This is a genomic window from Pseudomonas sp. CCI1.1, assembly GCF_034348165.1.
GTDB lineage: Bacteria > Pseudomonadota > Gammaproteobacteria > Pseudomonadales > Pseudomonadaceae > Aquipseudomonas > Aquipseudomonas paracarnis.
This window is the reverse complement of the sequence record NZ_CP133780.1, coordinates 4,979,070-4,995,419: the sequence shown is the minus strand read 5'-3', so window position 1 is coordinate 4,995,419 and position 16,350 is coordinate 4,979,070. Positions and strand designations below refer to the sequence as shown.

The 16,350-nt window shown below is 58.9% G+C and carries 16 protein-coding genes; 10 read left to right on the top strand and 6 right to left on the bottom strand.

Going from position 1 to position 16,350, the window contains the following annotated elements; translation table 11 throughout:
* Positions 1-105: 105 nt before the first annotated feature.
* Positions 106-1,281, bottom strand: coding sequence for a tetratricopeptide repeat protein (locus tag RHM69_RS22610; protein ID WP_102666668.1), 1,176 nt, complete (start codon positions 1,279-1,281; stop codon positions 106-108).
* Positions 1,282-1,456: 175 nt separating this feature from the next.
* Between RHM69_RS22610 and RHM69_RS22605 the strand changes: the two genes are divergently transcribed.
* The 4 genes from RHM69_RS22605 to RHM69_RS22590 all read left to right on the top strand — a co-directional run bounded on the left by RHM69_RS22605 (position 1,457) and on the right by RHM69_RS22590 (position 4,331).
* The gene (locus RHM69_RS22605) at positions 1,457-1,627 is read left to right on the top strand and encodes a YhfG family protein (protein WP_020302417.1); all 171 of its coding nucleotides are present in this window, start codon (positions 1,457-1,459) and stop codon (positions 1,625-1,627) included.
* Positions 1,627-2,226 (top strand): putative adenosine monophosphate-protein transferase Fic, encoded by a 600-nt coding sequence (locus RHM69_RS22600; protein WP_020302418.1) that lies wholly within the window; start codon positions 1,627-1,629, stop codon positions 2,224-2,226. Before RHM69_RS22605 ends, RHM69_RS22600 begins: the two co-directional genes overlap by 1 nt.
* A gap of 724 nt (positions 2,227-2,950) precedes the next feature.
* Positions 2,951-3,307, top strand: a complete 357-nt coding sequence (locus RHM69_RS22595; RefSeq protein WP_014716478.1) for a DUF1493 family protein — start codon at positions 2,951-2,953, stop codon at positions 3,305-3,307.
* Between the two features lie 160 nt (positions 3,308-3,467).
* Positions 3,468-4,331 (top strand): EamA family transporter, encoded by an 864-nt coding sequence (locus RHM69_RS22590; RefSeq protein ID WP_014716477.1) that lies wholly within the window; start codon positions 3,468-3,470, stop codon positions 4,329-4,331.
* Between the two features lie 59 nt (positions 4,332-4,390).
* Here RHM69_RS22590 and RHM69_RS22585 read toward each other — a convergent pair whose 3' ends face one another.
* Both RHM69_RS22585 and hslO read right to left on the bottom strand, forming a co-directional pair.
* Positions 4,391-5,932 carry a phosphoenolpyruvate carboxykinase gene (locus RHM69_RS22585; protein WP_005783824.1) on the bottom strand — a complete coding sequence of 514 codons (1,542 nt, stop codon included), beginning with the start codon at positions 5,930-5,932 and terminating at the stop codon, positions 4,391-4,393.
* Between the two features lie 179 nt (positions 5,933-6,111).
* The gene (hslO, locus tag RHM69_RS22580; RefSeq protein ID WP_020302421.1) at positions 6,112-7,014 is read right to left on the bottom strand and encodes an Hsp33 family molecular chaperone HslO; all 903 of its coding nucleotides are present in this window, start codon (positions 7,012-7,014) and stop codon (positions 6,112-6,114) included.
* A gap of 124 nt (positions 7,015-7,138) precedes the next feature.
* Here hslO and RHM69_RS22575 point away from each other — a divergent pair, with 124 nt between their 5' ends.
* The gene (locus RHM69_RS22575) at positions 7,139-7,942 is read left to right on the top strand and encodes a phosphatase PAP2 family protein (protein WP_020302422.1); all 804 of its coding nucleotides are present in this window, start codon (positions 7,139-7,141) and stop codon (positions 7,940-7,942) included.
* 136 nt (positions 7,943-8,078) lie between these two features.
* On the opposite strand, the gene RHM69_RS22570 is transcribed toward RHM69_RS22575, so the two are convergent.
* Positions 8,079-8,486 carry an RNA-binding S4 domain-containing protein gene (locus RHM69_RS22570; RefSeq protein WP_003236026.1) on the bottom strand — a complete coding sequence of 136 codons (408 nt, stop codon included), beginning with the start codon at positions 8,484-8,486 and terminating at the stop codon, positions 8,079-8,081.
* A 116-nt stretch (positions 8,487-8,602) separates the two neighbouring features.
* Here RHM69_RS22570 and RHM69_RS22565 point away from each other — a divergent pair, with 116 nt between their 5' ends.
* The 3 genes from RHM69_RS22565 to rimK are packed head-to-tail and all read left to right on the top strand — an operon-like array spanning position 8,603 to position 10,780.
* On the top strand, positions 8,603-9,382 hold the full coding sequence (locus RHM69_RS22565) for an EAL domain-containing protein (protein WP_014716474.1): 780 nt from the start codon (positions 8,603-8,605) through the stop codon (positions 9,380-9,382).
* A gap of 46 nt (positions 9,383-9,428) precedes the next feature.
* Positions 9,429-9,878 carry an ATP-dependent zinc protease gene (locus tag RHM69_RS22560; RefSeq protein WP_169856571.1) on the top strand — a complete coding sequence of 150 codons (450 nt, stop codon included), beginning with the start codon at positions 9,429-9,431 and terminating at the stop codon, positions 9,876-9,878.
* Positions 9,875-10,780: a 30S ribosomal protein S6--L-glutamate ligase gene (gene rimK, locus RHM69_RS22555; RefSeq protein WP_003187674.1), complete on the top strand. Its 906-nt coding sequence runs from the start codon at positions 9,875-9,877 to the stop codon at positions 10,778-10,780. The genes RHM69_RS22560 and rimK overlap by 4 nt, the downstream gene beginning before the upstream one ends.
* 140 nt (positions 10,781-10,920) lie before the next feature.
* Here rimK and RHM69_RS22550 read toward each other — a convergent pair whose 3' ends face one another.
* Both RHM69_RS22550 and ompR read right to left on the bottom strand, forming a co-directional pair.
* The gene (locus RHM69_RS22550) at positions 10,921-12,234 is read right to left on the bottom strand and encodes an ATP-binding protein (protein WP_014716473.1); all 1,314 of its coding nucleotides are present in this window, start codon (positions 12,232-12,234) and stop codon (positions 10,921-10,923) included.
* A 117-nt stretch (positions 12,235-12,351) separates the two neighbouring features.
* Positions 12,352-13,092 (bottom strand): two-component system response regulator OmpR, encoded by a 741-nt coding sequence (gene ompR, locus RHM69_RS22545; RefSeq protein WP_003187669.1) that lies wholly within the window; start codon positions 13,090-13,092, stop codon positions 12,352-12,354.
* Positions 13,093-13,449: 357 nt separating this feature from the next.
* Between ompR and RHM69_RS22540 the strand changes: the two genes are divergently transcribed.
* Together RHM69_RS22540 and RHM69_RS22535 are read left to right on the top strand one after the other, a co-directional pair.
* A complete protein-coding gene (locus RHM69_RS22540) occupies positions 13,450-15,774 on the top strand; it encodes a Tex family protein (protein WP_014716472.1) in 2,325 nt (774 codons plus the stop codon).
* Positions 15,774-16,157: a PaaI family thioesterase gene (locus tag RHM69_RS22535; RefSeq protein WP_014716471.1), complete on the top strand. Its 384-nt coding sequence runs from the start codon at positions 15,774-15,776 to the stop codon at positions 16,155-16,157. Before RHM69_RS22540 ends, RHM69_RS22535 begins: the two co-directional genes overlap by 1 nt.
* Positions 16,158-16,350 lie beyond the last annotated feature (193 nt).

Genomic DNA, 16,350 nt, shown 5'->3' with positions numbered 1-16,350 from the left:
CAGGGCCGAAGTGGGACTTTTCTGAGAACGTAACAGGAAGCAGCAGATACAAATGTGGGAGCTGGCAAGCCCTCCCCCACATTTCACAACCGAGCTACAGCTGAATCAGCGGTTCTGCACCCGCTCGATCGCCGTGTCATACACCGGGTTGGCCTTTTGCTCCTTGGCCAACTGGTAATGACGCAACGCATCCGGGAACTGGCCGGCCGCTTCATAGATGCGTGCAATGTTGTAGTAGGCACCGGCACGCACGGTCGCGGCATTGGTACCGGTCGCCAGGGCGATAGCCTTGCGGTTGGCCCAGATCGACTCCGCAGTATTGCCGGCTTTCTGATACGCCAGGCCAAGGTTGCCGTAAGCCTTGCCGAAGCTGTTATCCAGCTCGATGGCTTGACGGAAGAAGTCGATGGCCTGGTCCAGGTTACCGCCCTGGTAGGCCGCTTCGCCCTTGAGGTTCAGCTTCTTCGCATCGGCCTGTACCGACGAGCTCACTGTCACGGCGGTGACGGCCACGCTGTCGTCCAGCAAAGGCTTGACCTCGTTGAGTACATCTTCGGCGCCAACTCTCACGCCGGTGAAGGTGTTGATGTCCTGGAAGTCGCCACTGCCGGTCATGCGGAACACTGTCCACAGGTTGCCCGTGCGGTTCTGCGGCACATAGTAAGTGCGTACCAGGGATTGCCCCATGTACACGAACACCTTGGCCTCACTGTTGGACAATTCGCTGGAAGTGGGAGAGCCGCTGTTGGAATAGTCGTGCACGGCATAGACGTAGCTTTCGCCGTAATGCTTTTTCTGCAGGGTGATGGTCTCCGGGCCAAAGCTATCGGTGTCATCCACGTCCAGTTCGGCGTCGGTGCCCTTTTTATTGTTGAAGAAGATGTTATTGCCAGGGAAGATCATATGGGAGTCGAGGTCACGTGGAGCCTTGCCCCAGGTCAACACCACACGCAGGCCGTCGAGATTTTCCATCACCGGGCTGATGGCATAGGTCATGCCTTTGCACGGGCACTTCACCACCAGGTTGGAATAGCCAGGCTTCTTGATGATCAGCAGGTTGCTGGCATCATCAGCCGCCTCGCTGGTCAGCGTTACCTGGCCTTGTGCGTTGGTACGGCCCACCACGTTCTGCGCGCCATTACGTTGCAGCAACACTTCGGCATCGGCGATTTTCTGGTCCTTGACCACCGCGCTGAGCACCTCAATTGGCAATTGCTCGGCTTGGACGGAAAACGCCACCGCACACAAAGACATCGCCGAGGCGACACGAAGCAAACCCATGCTTAACTCCCTTTAAGTAGTGGGCGGAATCGCCCTGCAAGATTTTGCGGTGAAACATACGCTGAAATGAGCTCGCTGGCAGATTTTTTATACAAGTTGTGACGGGCGTTTTATCCCGCCTACCGAGCTACGCATTGCGCTACAATCAAGCCTTGCTTTCCAAGAGGACGCAGCGATGAGCGAACTGACGTTTGAGCAAAAACAGGATCACTATCACAAGATCCGGCGTTCCAATTACTTGGCCAGCCTGCGCCTGGAAGGGTTCGATACCCAACCGACCGACGTCGAAAAACCCCTGCCGACACGCGAAGCCGTCCTTGCCAAGTACCGCAACACCTCTAGCTGATGCTCGGCAAATACGGGGTGGGCCAGGACCCGTACTGCTATCCCGGTAGCAGCATCCTGCGCAACCGCCTCGATTTGCTCGATGAAGCACGCCTGCACCAGGCCGAGCGGGAATTATCCGAAATCGCCGTAGGCAACCTTCCACTCTTTCCGCCGCCCTACGACCTTGATCGCCTGCAACACATTCACCGCGTCCTGTTCGGTGACATTTATGACTGGGCCGGCGAACTGCGCAGCGTCAACATCCAGAAAGGCGACACGCTGTTTTGCACCCCGGAGCGTATTCCACCGGAAGCGGCAAAAATTGTCCGGCATATGCAAGACGCCAATTGGTATGTCGGTGCGACTCAGGCTGACCTTGTGCGTCAAATCGCTGAAGCTTATGGCGACCTGAACGTCATTCATCCCTTCCGCGAGGGAAATGGACGGGCGCAGCGGATCCTGTTTGAACAGATCATCGTGAATGCGGGGTTTTCGGTGAATTGGTGGTTGGTAAAACATGCGGCCTGGATACCCGCGAATATTGATGCGGTGGCGTGTGACTATCGGGGATTGGAAGCGATTTTTGAGCGGTGTATCGGTAGGCCTCTCAGTGCCTGATCGAACTTCGAACGCCTAAACCATCTGTTTGGCTCGAAAAAAAACTCACTTTTAAGGTTCGGCTCGTCGCTGCCAATTCAGCGACCGAACAGCCACCCCGCAGCTAAACCTGTAGGAGCAAGCTCGCTCCTACAAAAAGCCTTAGGGCAAACCCGGCGCCCACATTTGCTCGGTTCAGCCAGCAAAATCGGTATCACGTCATAAATGCAGGAAGGCATTGTAAGAAACCAAAAAACGGCGCGTCGTCCGTTTCCCAAACTGCCTCAAACAGTGTCTTGCCCCTCTACAGAAAAGCCCTTTGCCTGGACGACACTAGCCCCCTCTCCCAACGCGCTCGGCATAATTTTGTGACCATCGAAAGGACTCAACACATCAGCCACTATGGCATCACCTTCACGATGATTCGCCTTGGTACTGGCAAACCGGGATTGCCAGCGTGGCTGGTGCGATGAACGAGTACATTCAGTGGATCAATTTGCTGCTCTTCTTAATACTGGCCGCTGTAATTGATAGAACAATAAGGTTGCCCCTACTCAGAAAATGGCTCGGGCTCTGCCTATTGATAACCGGTCCAATACTTCTGTTGTATGCCACGTCTTGGATCATAGGGGCACAGCTTGAAAGTCTGCCGATAGTCGCCTTTGTGACAGGCATCGGGTTGCTGAGCACCCCGAATATCTATTGCAGGGTAAACAACACTCACCCTTTGATGATTGGTCCCACCATGAACCTGTCTCCCAACTTCCCCGAAGGTCCCGTCATGCAGCAGCTCCTGCAATTGCTGCATGAAGAAATCGGCTTGCCAAAACACAAGACCATTGGCTTGCACACCTCACTGAACTTCGACCTCGGGTGCGATGGTGCTGAGGCCAAGCAATTCATGGAGGCGCTGGAGCAGGATTTTGGTGTCGACCTGGGCGACTACGACGCTTATCGTTACTTCCAGCCGCCGGTGTTCGACGTGTTCCTGAAGCGTCGCGCCAAAGGCCGTGGTGACAAGATCCCGTTGACCATCGGCATGCTCTACCTGGCGATCAAGACCCACCGCTGGGACACGCAGACGCTGGAAAACCTGAGCTGATCTGAGCAACACTGAGCACAAAATGGGGGAGCGGGCTTGCTCGCGAATACGGCGTGTCAGCCAATATTTGCGTTACTGATACATTGCATTCGCGGGCAAGCCCGCTCCCACAGTGGATCTGCGCTCATCTGACGAGCCGTATAAATAACAAGGACCTTACATGGACGTAACAATGGGCCTGCTGGCCGCTCTGCTCTGGGGCGGCACGGACTTTCTGGTGGGCCTCAACGCCCGCGCCGTTGGCGTTAAACGCGCAGTGTATTTCGGCCAAGCTCTCGGTTTTTTGATCATGACCTTCCTGCTGGTCATTTTCCCGGCCTTCCTTTTCAAATCCCTTGATGCACCGTTAAGCGTTTGGCTCCTGGGCGTCGCCGCCGCTCTGCTGACGGTGTCCGGCGCCCTTGCGCTGTCCAAAGCCTTTGCCTTGGGCAAAGCAGCCATCGTCGCGCCGCTGGTGACGTCCTATGGAGTGGTGACCACCCTGCTCTCCTGGGCCAGCGGTGAACACATCAGCCTGATACAACTGGGCTGCATCGCCCTGTGCGTGATCGGCGTTGTGCTGTCCAGCGTTCACAAGGACAACGGTACGCCTCACAACAACCCGCGCCTGTCCATTGCCTACGCCATGTTCGCCGCAACCTTGTACGGCACCAGTTTCTGGCTGCAAGGCCGCTACACACTGCCAGCGCTGGGGCCAATCACCATGTTGTGGCTGGGTTACCTGGTAGGCCTGTGCGTGCTGGTGGTAATGGTGCTGAAGATCAAGGATGGCCTGAAGATCCCGCCACTGAAAAACTGCGCGACGTTGACCGGAGCGAGCTTGATGAACCTCGGCGGTTTCTCGGCGTTTTCGTGGGGCGCAATGGCCGGCTCGGTGTCGGTGGTGACGGTGATCAGTACGCTCTCTGGAGGGATCGCGGCGATCCTGGGGTTTGTATTTTTCAAGGAGCGGTTGTCAGCGGTGCAGGTGGCAGGTGTCGTCCTGGTGCTGGTCGGTGCAGTGGTACTGCACATGGCCGACTAATCGTTCGCACATAAAAAAGCCGCCTACTTAAGAGGCGGCTTTTTTACAACCGGCGAGTCTTACAACTTAGGACCCGCCGCCTTGATCGCATCGCTGACTTCAAACTTCTTGAAGTTTTCGATGAACAGGCCAGCCAGCGCTTTCGCGGCTTCGTCGTAGGCAGCCTTGTCAGCCCAGGTGTTGCGCGGGTTCAACAGGCCGGTTTCAACGCCCGGTACGGCCAATGGCACGTCGAGGTTGATGGTGTCCAGGTGTTCGGTTTGCGCACCGATCAACGCGCCGCTCTGGATCGCTGCAATCACGCCGCGAGTGGTCGGGATGTTGAAGCGTTTACCAACGCCGTAGCCGCCGCCGGTCCAGCCGGTGTTGACCAGGTAGACCTTGGAGCCGAAACCACGGATGCGCTTGATCAGAAGCTCTGCGTATTCGCCAGCCGGACGTGGGAAGAACGGCGCGCCGAAGCAGGTGGAGAAGGTCGACTTGATGCCGCTGCCCGAACCCATTTCGGTCGAACCCACCAAAGCGGTGTAGCCGGACAGGAAGTGGTAGGCCGCCTGTTCTTCGCTGAGGATCGACACAGGCGGCAGTACGCCAGTCAGGTCGCAAGTCAGGAAGATCACCGCGTTTGGCTCGCCGCCCAGGTTCTTCTCGGAACGCTTGGCAACGTGCTCCAGCGGGTAGGCGGCACGGCTGTTCTGGGTCAGGCTGACATCGGCGTAGTCGGCGTGCTTGGCCTCGTCGATCACGACGTTTTCCAGCACCGCGCCATGCTTGATGGCTTTCCAGATAACCGGCTCGTTCTTCTCGGACAAGTCGATGCACTTGGCATAGCAACCGCCTTCGATGTTGAACACCACGCCTTCGCCCCAGCCGTGCTCGTCGTCACCGATCAGGTAACGGCTTTCGTCGGCGGACAGAGTGGTCTTGCCAGTGCCGGACAGGCCGAAGAACAGGGTCACATCGCCTGCTTCGCCGATGTTGGCGGCGCAGTGCATCGGCAGCACGTCGGCAGCCGGCAGCAGGAAGTTCTGCACCGAGAACATGGCTTTTTTCATTTCACCGGCGTAACGCATGCCGGCAATCAGTACTTTTTTCTGGGCGAAGTTGAGGATCACGCAACCGTCGGAGTTAGTGCCGTCACGCTCTGGCACGCACTCGAAGTTGGCCACGTTGAGCACTTGCCACTCTTCACGACCGGCCGGGTTGTACTGGGCCGGGTTGATGAACAGGCAACGACCGAACAGGTTCTGCCAGGCAGTCTGGGTGGTCATTTTCACGGCCAGGTAGTGGTCTTCTGCAGCCCCTACGTGAACATGGGAAACGAAATGCTCTTGCGCGTTATTGAACGCCTCGACGCGAGCCCACAGGGCATCGAACTTGTCGGCCGGGAACTTGCGGTTGATCGGGCCCCAGGCGATGGCGTCCTGGGTGGAAGGCTCTTCAACGATGAAACGGTCAACCGGCGAACGACCGGTGCGGTGACCGGTTTCTACGACCAGCGCGCCAGTATCGGCAAGCACGCCTTCACCGCGCTGCAGGGCTTCTTTGACCAGATCGTCAACACTCAGATCGGTGTATACGGCGTTATTGGCTTGCGTCATGAGGTTCCCCGTCGGCCTATGGCCGAGTGCTCCAAACGTTTTGTAGTAGAAAGTTGCGCACTACTACCGCGAAAAAAGTGGGCCGGATTATGCCAGAAAAGCCCAAAAAGAGTAGGGCCCTCCCGTCAGAACACCTCTAATCCGGCGTTTGTCAGGTGATTTACCTGTGCTTAAACGTTTTAGTGGCGGGTGTCGGAAGGGGTGTCGATGCCTGCTCCAGCGAACAATTGCGCTACATCAGCCGCATCGAACAGGTAGCGCTGGTTGCAGAACTGGCAGTCGATCTCGATATGGCCGCCATGTTCCACCACCAGGTTTTGCGCATCTTCCAGGCCCAGGCTGACCAGCGCGTTACCGGAACGCTCGCGCGAGCAACTGCAGCGAAAATGCAGGCCCTGTGCGTCGAACAGGCGCACGGCCTCTTCGTGGTAGAGGCGGTGCAGGATGGTTTCGTTGTCCAGGCCCAGCAGTTCTTCGGCCTTCAAGGTGTCGGCCAAGGCGATGATATGCCGCCAGCTTTCGGCACGATCATCCTCATCCTTGATGCGATCGGCCGGCAGTTGTTGCACCAGCAAACCACGGGCGCGCTTGCCGTCGGCGTTAAGCCAGAACTTGGTGCCCACTTGCTGGGACATAACGAAGTAGTTGGTGAAGCATTCCGACAGGGTCTGACCGTCGAGGTCGACAATACCCTGGTACCGCTGGCCCTCGGTCGGGTCGACAGTCAGTGCCAGGACGCCATTGGGCATCAGGTCGGCCAAGGTGGCATCTGCGGCAATCTGGTCAGGCTCGTAACGGGCCAGACCACGGATCTCGCGCTCGCTCGAGCACTCGATCATCAACATGGGCACTGGCCCTTCGGAACGAGCCTGCAAGATCAGCAAACCGTCGAACTTCATGGTGCCCACCAGCAGCGCCGCGGCGGCCATCAACTCGCCGAGCAATTGCGCGACCGGCTCCGGATAGGCGTGTTTGGCAAGGACTTCGGCATAGCTGAGCTCCAACGAAACCATCTCGCCGCGGGCATCGCTCTCATCGAAGATGAAGCGTTGGGTGAAGTCGGTATCCGGTAGATCAGTCATAGGTCTGGGTATCTGAAGTGATGACAAAATGATTACAAGGTTTATAAAATTAAACGCTTTAGCACCATCTTGGTGCGACTTCTCCTGAATTCAAGGAGCTGAATAGAGCGATGAGGGACAGTTTATGAACAATCCGGGTTTGTTCCAAGCCAACTGGAACCTCCGGCGATGGGCTCTTTGCAATCTACTCGCTATCGGGCTGCTGTGTTTTTGGCTGTGGCCCACGGGCCAGATGCTCTGTGTGATTTTCGACGAGTGGCTGTTTCATCTGCTCAATGGCCCATTGGCCACGAACTCGACCTGGTTGCATATATGGGCCGTGGCCAGCCTGCGGCCGTTTGATGCAGTGGTCGGCGTGATTTTGCTGGCACTGCTGATTCGCGGCGACTGGGTGTTCAAGGCCGTGCAGGTGCGCCAGGCGTTTTTTGGCTTCCTCGGCATTCTGCTGCTGTTGCTGTTTGTCCGCATGCTGTTCTCCAAACTCGCGGCGCACATGGGCTGGCAGCACAGTAGCCCGTCGATGGTCATCAGCGGCGCGATTCAAATGAGCGACTTTTTCCCAGGGCTGGAGAAAACCTGGGAATTGAAGGACCGCTCGAGCCAGAGCTTCCCCGGCGACCATGCTTCGGTGCTATTGATCTGGGCGATGTTCATGAGCGTGTTCGCCCGGCGCATCGGCCAGGTGCTGGTGATCTGGGGCCTGGCGCTGCTGTTCATGATGCCGCGGCTGGTCGCGGGCGCGCACTGGGGACAGGACGACTACATCGGTGGCGTACTGCTGGCGCTGTTGGCGTTGGGCTGGGGGTATTACACGCCGTTCGCGGCGAAGGTGTCGGGCGCTTTGTTGCGGATGACGGCGCCGCTTTTCGGGCTACTGAGCAAGTTGCCCGTTATTGGGCGGTTGAGTGTCATGCGCACAACTCCGTAACCCCCCAGGGCTAAAAGTGGGAGCGGGCTTGCTCGCGAATGCGGGGTGTCAATCAATGCATCTGTGCCTGACCCACCGTATTCGCGGGCAAGCCCGCTCCCACATTTGATCGAGTGTGCATGGGCGACTCGTGCAATCAATCGTCATTGCCGCTGCCGCGAAATTTGAATAGATCGCGGCGCTGCTTCTTGCTCGGCTTGCCGTCAGTGGTCAGGCCTGAAGCACCTGCTTTGCGCATGGCTGCAGCGTTTTCGCGCTTGGCGATGCTGGCTTCGGTCTCGGCATACAGTGCCTGCGCTTCAGGCGCGCCGCGGCGTACGATGGAAAGTGCCTGCACCACGATGGTTTTTTCATCAAACCCTGTACGAATCTGAAACTCGTCGCCGACGCGCGGCTCCTTGCCCGGTTTACAGCGCTCGCCGCGATGATGCACCTTGCCGCTCTCGATAGCGGCCTTGGCCAGAGCGCGGGTCTTATAGAACCGCGCTGCCCACAACCACTTGTCCAGCCGGACCTTCTCTTCCTCTTCCTGCTTTTGAGCCACTTGAATTCCTCGCTCTGAAAAATGTCGCAACTTTACCGTTGAAACCCTTCGACGCATAAACCCCAAGGCTCACCTAAGATACGCCAGGTAGCACCCTGTTTTCGCGAGGATACGCCGTGACCGACTTTCCCCTTTCACTCACCTCGCCCAACCAGCGGTGCGTGGGTTGCCAGCAAAGCGAGCCTCTGGGGTTCGATTTTGCGTTCGCCTACCAGCCTATCGTAGACCTGCGTGACCATTCGATCTTCGCCAACGAAGCCTTGGTGCGCGGTCCCCTGGGAGAAGGCGCGCTGTCGGTGCTGGCTCAGGTCAACGAAACCAATCGCTACCGCTTCGACCAGCGTTGCCGGACCAAGGCCATCGCCGGTGCCGCGGCCCTGGGCATGCAGACTCACCTTTCCATCAACTTCATGCCCAATGCGGTATATCGCCCGGAACTGTGTATCCGCAGCACTCTGGAGGCCGCCCGAGCGCACAATTTCCCGCTGGACCGGCTGATTTTCGAGACTCTGGAAAGCGAGCACGTAGATAACTATCGCCATTTGACGAATATTCTGCGTGAATACCGCGAATTCGGCTTCAAGACCGCCATCGACGATTTCGGCGCGGGCTATTCGGGGCTGAACCTGCTGGCCGATTTCCAACCTGACTTGATCAAGCTCGACATGGCGCTGATTCGCGATGTCGACCAGGATCGTGTCCGCCAGGTCATCGTCCGAGGGATTGTCACAATCTGTGAGCAGTTGGGGGTTACTGTCATCGCCGAAGGCATCGAAAGTGCCGGCGAGCGCGACTTCCTGTCCGACTGCGGAATATTTCTGATGCAGGGCTTCTGGTTCGCCAAGCCTGCATTCAAAGCGTTGGCTGAGGTATCTCCTCAAGCCTGGGCGAATTGACCGGTTAACCATATTGAAGACATTTGACCATTTGACCGTTGTGGGTCTGCGTGAGTGGGTGGCACTTCCCGACTTGGGAGTCGCAGGCCTGCGCGCGAAGATCGACACCGGTGCCAGTACCTCAAGCCTGCACGCCACCGATATCGAGCCCTTTGAGCGCGACGGTGAAAAGTGGGTGCGTTTTACCGCGCACCTGGGCAGCGTGGTGCAACTGCGTCACCGGCGCTGTGAAGCGCCCCTGGTGACGATGAAAACCATCAAGAGCTCCAACGGCCATGCGCAGGTGCGCTACGTGATCAGCACCACCCTGGCCCTGGGTGATCGGGTATGGCGGGTGGAGTTCACCCTCGCCTGTCGCAAAGCCATGCGTTACCGCCTGCTGCTGGGCTCCAAGGCGCTGATTGACGGCCAGCTGGTGGTCAATCCGGGCCTCAAGTACGTTCAAGACAAGCCGGTGTTCCCGGTCTCCACTATTTCTGCCCCAGGTGCTGCATGAAGATTGCTGTGCTGTCGCGAAACCCGCGTCTGTATTCTACCCGCCGCCTGGTCGAGGCCGGCACTGAACGTGGCCATGAAATGGTGGTGATCGACACGTTGCGTGCCTACATGAACATTGCCAGCCACAAGCCGCAGATCCACTACCGGGGCAAGCCCCTGGAAGGCTTTGATGCGGTGATCCCGCGTATCGGCGCTTCTGTGACGTTCTATGGCTGCGCGGTATTGCGCCAGTTTGAAATGATGGGGGTGTTTCCGCTGAATGAATCCGTGGCCATTGCACGCTCGCGGGACAAGCTGCGCTCCCTGCAACTGCTGTCGCGCCGGGGCATCGGCCTGCCGGTCACCGGTTTTGCCCACTCCCCGGATGACATTCCCGACCTGATCGAGATGGTCAATGGCGCACCGCTGGTGATCAAGGTGCTGGAAGGCACCCAGGGCATCGGCGTGGTGCTGTGTGAAACAGCAACGGCAGCGGAGTCGGTGATTGAGGCGTTCATGGGCCTCAAGCAGAACATCATGGTGCAGGAATACATCAAGGAAGCTGGCGGCGCGGACATTCGCTGCTTCGTGGTAGGCGACAAGGTGATTGCGGCGATGAAGCGCCAGGCCAAGCCCGGTGAGTTCCGCTCCAACCTTCACCGTGGTGGCAGCGCCAGCCTGATCAAGATCACCCCGGAAGAACGCATGACCGCGCTACGGGCAGCCAAGGTGATGGGGCTGAGCGTGGCGGGTGTGGACATCCTGCGCTCCAACCATGGCCCCTTGGTGATGGAAGTAAACTCATCGCCGGGCCTGGAAGGAATCGAGACCACCACCGGTAAGGATGTGGCAGGGATCATCATTCAGCATCTGGAAAAGAATGGCGGGCCGAATATGACTCGGACCAAGGGAAAGGGCTGAATACTCACATCTGCCACACGCCGCAAACCACTGTGGGAGCTGGCTTGCCTGCGATGACGCCGGTACATTCAACATCGTCGTTGAATGAACTACCGCTATCGCAGGCAAGCCAGCTCCCACATTTGCATTCATATTGCTTGTTAGACGGCGTCTCTAGGCAGCATCAACCCCAACGGCAGCCGCACCCGCGCCTCCAACCCGCCGCCTTCCCGGTTGCGCAACTCAACATTGCCGCCATGCATCGACGCAATCCGCCGCACAATCGCCAACCCCAACCCGGTGCCCTTGCCTCCTCGGGCTCGGTCGCCACGGGTGAAGGGGTTGAAGATACCTTCCAGTTCCGCCGGGTCGATTCCTGTGCCACGGTCCATCACGCTCAGCACCACGTAAGGTGCGGCACTGTCGCCAGAAACGTACGCCGCCACTTCCACATCGGAACCAGCATGGTGCAAGGCGTTGCCAATCAAGTTGTTCAGCAGGCGCTTCATCGACACCCGGCGTAATGCGAACGGCTGGATCGGCTCCAGGCGCGTGCGCACCTGCTCACCGTTCTGGTTATAGGGCGCAACCACCTCACGCACGAGCTCCGTGAGGTCGACCTCCTCGACCACCTCATCCCGCCCGTCGCGGATGAACGCCAGGAACTGGTCCAGGATGGCGTCCATGTCTTCGATGTCGCGCACCATGTCATCGGTGAGGTCGGTATGGTCACCCATCAATTCCAGGGACAAACGCAATCGCGTCAGCGGCGTGCGCAAGTCATGGGACACCCCCGCCAGCATCAACTCGCGTTCGCGCCCGGCCTGTTCGACATCTTCTGCCATCTGGTTGAAGGCGCCGTACACCTCGGTCATCTCACTGGGCGTGTCGCTGACCGGCAAGCGCACACTACGCCCCTGGCCCAGTTGGCGAGCGGCAAACACCAGGCGCTTGAGGGGTTGGTTGAGCTGGCGGACGAAGATCCACGCCGACGCCGTTGAGAGCAAGCCAATGGCCAGGAACCAACCCAACACGTTCCAGATTTTTTGCCCACGCAGCGGGTGCGGATAAAGCGGAACCTTGATCCACGCATCCCCCAGGCTTGGCGCTCGCACCCACAACGCAGGCGAAACATGCATACGAAGCCGCACCTCGGTATCGGCGCCCAATTCGGCCTGCATCTGGCGCTGGTAAATCTCGCTGTAGGGCCAATGTTGCTCGCCTTCAGGCACACCGGCGCCGTCAACTCGAGTGAGGGTCGATGCCTTGGCTACCTTTTCGCGGTTCTCAGGGTCTACCGCCCAATAACCACGCAATGTCAGGGCGACGCCATGGCTGTACTGCCGATCCACCAGCACGTCTTCGTTCATCAGCAGATAAACCAACGTGAGTGCCTTGGAAAACAGAACGACAATAAGCACCAGCCAGAGGGTGCGGGAGAAGAAACTTTGCGGGAACCACAGCGGGGTTTTCATAGATGAAAGCTGCACACCTTGCAGGAACGAGCGGTGCTCGCAGAATTGCAGACGCCGGGCATCCCGTCGACCCTCATGGGGTCAAACGCCAGGATACCCGCCCCTGCAAATCATCGGTCACTTGGTTGCGGTGCCATCCGGCACAAACACATAACCCACACCCCACACCGTCTGGATATACCGCGGCTTGGACGGGTCCGGCTCGATCATCCGGCGCAGTCGGGAAATCTGCACGTCGATGGAGCGCTCCAGTGCGTCCCATTCCCGGCCACGGGCCAGGTTCATCAGTTTGTCACGGGTCAGCGGCTGGCGAGCGTTCATGACCAAGGCCTTGAGCACTGCGAATTCACCCGTGGTGAGCATGTGCACTTCTTCACCGCGCTTGAGCTCACGGGTGGCCAGCGACAGTTCGTAGTCGCCAAAGGTGACGCTTTCGTCTTCGCTGCCCGGTGCGCCCGGTACCGCCGGTGCCTGGCGACGCAATACGGCCTTGACCCGCGCCATCAGCTCATCGGGGTTGAAAGGCTTGGCCAGGTAGTCATCAGCCCCCAGTTCCAGGCCCTTGATACGGCTCAGTTCATCGCCCTTGGCGGTGAGCATGATGATCGGGATCTGGTTGTTAGCACCGCGCAGGCGTTTACAGGCAGTAAGGCCGTCTTCGCCGGGCAGCATCAGGTCGAGTACGACCAGGTTGAAGACTTCACGCCCTAACAGACGATCCATCTGCTCGGTGTTCGGCACCGCCCGGGCGCGATAGCCCTTGGAGTTGAAAAAACGCTCCAGCAGGCTGCTCAGCCCCGGATCGTCATCAACGATGAGAATTTTTTCGCCTTCAGCAGTTTGTGCGGTGCTGCTCATTGGATGCTCCTCTTATCTCGGCGCGCATTATGGCGTAGCTGCCGTTATACGCACCGTGTGCATTGTTAGCAGATTTTTCATCTACTGCCAGCGAACCCGCGCCCTACAAGCTGCGGCGCAGTAGCCCCCAAGGGCGGAACGCTGGTTATAATGCGGCGCCTCCGTGCAGGGCAACGTCAGATCGTTACCGTTTGCTGCCGGGCTTTTTTTACCCGCTTGTCGTGACTTTTTCGATTTCGAGGGTCAATAGCCAGCCTCTTGACCCAGGCAGCGGCGCCAGTCGGGCCGCTCAACCAGCCTCGCCGAGCCTTGTTTTTACGGGCCGGCGCGCTGATTTTAAGAATTTCAGGTGGTTTTATGGACAGCATCAACAGCCGCATCGCCGAGGAACTCGGTGTACGCCCACAACAGGTCGAAGCGGCCGTCGCTCTACTGGATGAAGGCTCCACCGTGCCCTTCATCGCCCGTTACCGAAAAGAAGTAACCGGCAGCCTCGACGACACCCAACTGCGTCACCTGGAAGAGCGCCTGCGCTACCTGCGAGAACTCGACGAACGGCGTATCAGCATCCTCGCCAGCATCGAGGAACAGGGCAAGTTGACTCCTCAACTGGAACGCGACATCAAACTCGCGGATACCAAGACCCGCCTCGAAGACCTTTACCTGCCATACAAACAGAAACGTCGTACAAAGGGCCAGATCGCCCTGGAAGCCGGCCTGGGTGATTTGGCCGACGGCCTGTTCAACGACCCATCGCTGACCCCGGAAACCGAAGCCGCGCGCTTCATCGACGCGGAAAAAGGCGTCGCCGACGTCAAGGCCGCCCTCGAGGGCGCCAAGTACATCCTGATGGAGCGCTTTGCCGAAAACGCCAGCCTCCTGGAAAAACTGCGTACCTACCTCAAGCAAGAAGCCATCCTCAGCGCCCGCGTTATCGCCGGCAAAGAGGAAGAAGGCGCCAAGTTCCGCGACTATTTCGAACATGACGAGCCGCTCAAAAGCATGCCGTCCCACCGCGCCCTGGCGATTTTCCGCGGCCGCAACGAAGGCATTCTCAGCTCCGCGTTGAAAGTCGGTGACGAGTTGCCGGGCACCATGCACCCGTGCGAAGGCATGATTGGTCAACAATTCGGCATCCAGAACCAGAACCGCCCGGCGGACAAGTGGCTCGGCGAAGTGGTGCGCTGGACCTGGAAGGTCAAGCTTTACACCCATCTGGAAACCGACCTGCTGGGCGAGCTGCGCGACGGCGCCGAAACCGAGGCGATCAACGTGTTCGCCCACAACCTGCACGATCTGCTGTTGGCCGCACCGGCCGGCCCGCGCGCCACCCTGGGCCTCGACCCGGGCCTGCGCACTGGTTGCAAGGTCGCGGTGGTCGATGCCACCGGCAAGCTGCTGGACCACGCCACCGTGTACCCACACGTACCGCACAACAAGTGGGACCAGACCCTCGCGATCCTGGCCGCCCTGTGCGCCAAGCACGCGGTGGACCTGATCGCCATCGGCAACGGCACCGCCAGCCGCGAAACCGACAAGCTGGCCGCCGAGCTGATCAAAAAATACCCAGCCATGAAGATGACCAAGGTCATGGTCTCCGAAGCAGGCGCTTCGGTGTACTCGGCGTCGGAGCTGGCCTCCAAGGAATTCCCGGACCTCGATGTGTCGATCCGTGGCGCGGTGTCCATCGCCCGTCGCCTGCAAGACCCGCTGGCCGAACTGGTGAAGATCGACCCTAAATCCATCGGCGTCGGCCAGTACCAGCACGACGTGTCGCAGCTGAAACTGGCACGCGGCCTGGATGCGGTGGTGGAAGACTGCGTAAACGCCGTGGGCGTGGATGTGAACACCGCGTCCGTCGCCCTGCTGGCGCGAATCTCCGGCCTCAACGCCACCCTGGCGCAGAACATCGTCAGCCATCGCGACGAAAATGGCGCGTTCAAAACCCGTGCTGCGCTGAAAAAAGTCGCACGTCTGGGTGAAAAAACTTTTGAACAGGCTGCTGGTTTCTTACGCGTAATGAACGGTGACAACCCGCTGGACGCCTCTGCGGTTCACCCGGAAGCTTACCCATTGGTGCAACGCATTGCCGCCGAGACCGACCGCGATATCCGTTCGTTGATCGGTGATGCCGCGTTCCTCAAGCGCCTGGACCCCAAGAAGTACACCGACGAGACCTTCGGTGTGCCGACCATCACCGATATCCTGCAAGAACTGGAGAAACCGGGTCGCGACCCGCGCCCGGAGTTCAAGACCGCCGAGTTCCAGGACGGCGTCGAAGACCTCAAGGACCTGCAACCGGGCATGATCCTCGAAGGCGTGGTGACTAACGTGACCAACTTCGGCGCATTCGTGGACATCGGCGTGCATCAGGACGGTTTGGTACACATCTCCGCGCTTTCGGAGAAGTTCATCAAGGACCCACGTGAGGCAGTCAAAGCCGGTGACGTGGTCAAGGTCAAGGTCATGGAAGTCGACATCCCGCGCAAACGCGTCGGCCTGTCGATGCGCATGAGCGACACCCCCGGGGAGAAAATCGACGGCGCACGTGGTGCTCGCCCCGGTTCGGCGCCGCGCCAGTCGCAGAACAACGCGCCGCGCAAGGAAACCGCGACTGCCGCGCCAAGCAACAACGCCATGGCGTCGCTGTTTGCCAACGCTAAACAGCTGAAGAAGCGTTGATGGAGATTCCGGCCGGTTTGACCCAGAGCGCATTCAGCGAACTGATCGGCTGCCGCCTGCAACGCCTGGAAGAAGGCGTTGCCGAGGTAGCCCTGACCCTGGAGCCGCACCTGCGCAACCGCGCGGGCAAGCTCCATGGCGGGGCGATTTTCAGCCTAGTGGATATAACCATGGGCCTGGCGTGTTCCAGCGCCCACGGTTTCGACCAGCAGAGCGCCACCATCGAATGCAAGATCAACTATATTCGCGCCGTGGAAGACGGTGATGTGCTGTGCACCAGCCGGGTGATCCACACCGGTCGCCGCACCCTGGTGGTCGAGGCCGACGTGTACCAAGGCGAAAGACTTGTCGCAAAAGCACAGGGCACGTTCGCTGTCCTATAGCTCCCCACCCCCGATTTGAGTTAATTTCGGCGCTGCGATAACAGCGTCGGAATTTTCTCGCTGCGCTGTAGCCCAATTCATGGAGTGAAGTCGGCAAATTCAGAGCGGGTCAAATCGACTCAAAACCAGGCGATCACGCCAGTTTCCACTTCACCCTTGTAGACCGTCCTGCCCACCCCCATATTGGGGCGAC

What these genes read in the sequence shown, in the direction of transcription:
- RHM69_RS22610 (WP_102666668.1), bottom strand. Translation starts at nt 1,281, where the DNA reads ATGGGTTTGCTTCGTGTCGCCTCGGCGATGTCTTTGTGTGCGGTGGCG.
- RHM69_RS22605 (WP_020302417.1), top strand. Translation starts at nt 1,457, where the DNA reads ATGAGCGAACTGACGTTTGAGCAAAAACAGGATCACTATCACAAGATC.
- RHM69_RS22600 (WP_020302418.1), top strand. Translation starts at nt 1,627, where the DNA reads ATGCTCGGCAAATACGGGGTGGGCCAGGACCCGTACTGCTATCCCGGT.
- RHM69_RS22595 (WP_014716478.1), top strand. Translation starts at nt 2,951, where the DNA reads ATGAACCTGTCTCCCAACTTCCCCGAAGGTCCCGTCATGCAGCAGCTC.
- RHM69_RS22590 (WP_014716477.1), top strand. Translation starts at nt 3,468, where the DNA reads ATGGACGTAACAATGGGCCTGCTGGCCGCTCTGCTCTGGGGCGGCACG.
- RHM69_RS22585 (WP_005783824.1), bottom strand. Translation starts at nt 5,932, where the DNA reads ATGACGCAAGCCAATAACGCCGTATACACCGATCTGAGTGTTGACGAT.
- hslO (WP_020302421.1), bottom strand. Translation starts at nt 7,014, where the DNA reads ATGACTGATCTACCGGATACCGACTTCACCCAACGCTTCATCTTCGAT.
- RHM69_RS22575 (WP_020302422.1), top strand. Translation starts at nt 7,139, where the DNA reads ATGAACAATCCGGGTTTGTTCCAAGCCAACTGGAACCTCCGGCGATGG.
- rimK (WP_003187674.1), top strand. Translation starts at nt 9,875, where the DNA reads ATGAAGATTGCTGTGCTGTCGCGAAACCCGCGTCTGTATTCTACCCGC.
- RHM69_RS22550 (WP_014716473.1), bottom strand. Translation starts at nt 12,234, where the DNA reads ATGAAAACCCCGCTGTGGTTCCCGCAAAGTTTCTTCTCCCGCACCCTC.
- ompR (WP_003187669.1), bottom strand. Translation starts at nt 13,092, where the DNA reads ATGAGCAGCACCGCACAAACTGCTGAAGGCGAAAAAATTCTCATCGTT.
- RHM69_RS22540 (WP_014716472.1), top strand. Translation starts at nt 13,450, where the DNA reads ATGGACAGCATCAACAGCCGCATCGCCGAGGAACTCGGTGTACGCCCA.
- RHM69_RS22535 (WP_014716471.1), top strand. Translation starts at nt 15,774, where the DNA reads ATGGAGATTCCGGCCGGTTTGACCCAGAGCGCATTCAGCGAACTGATC.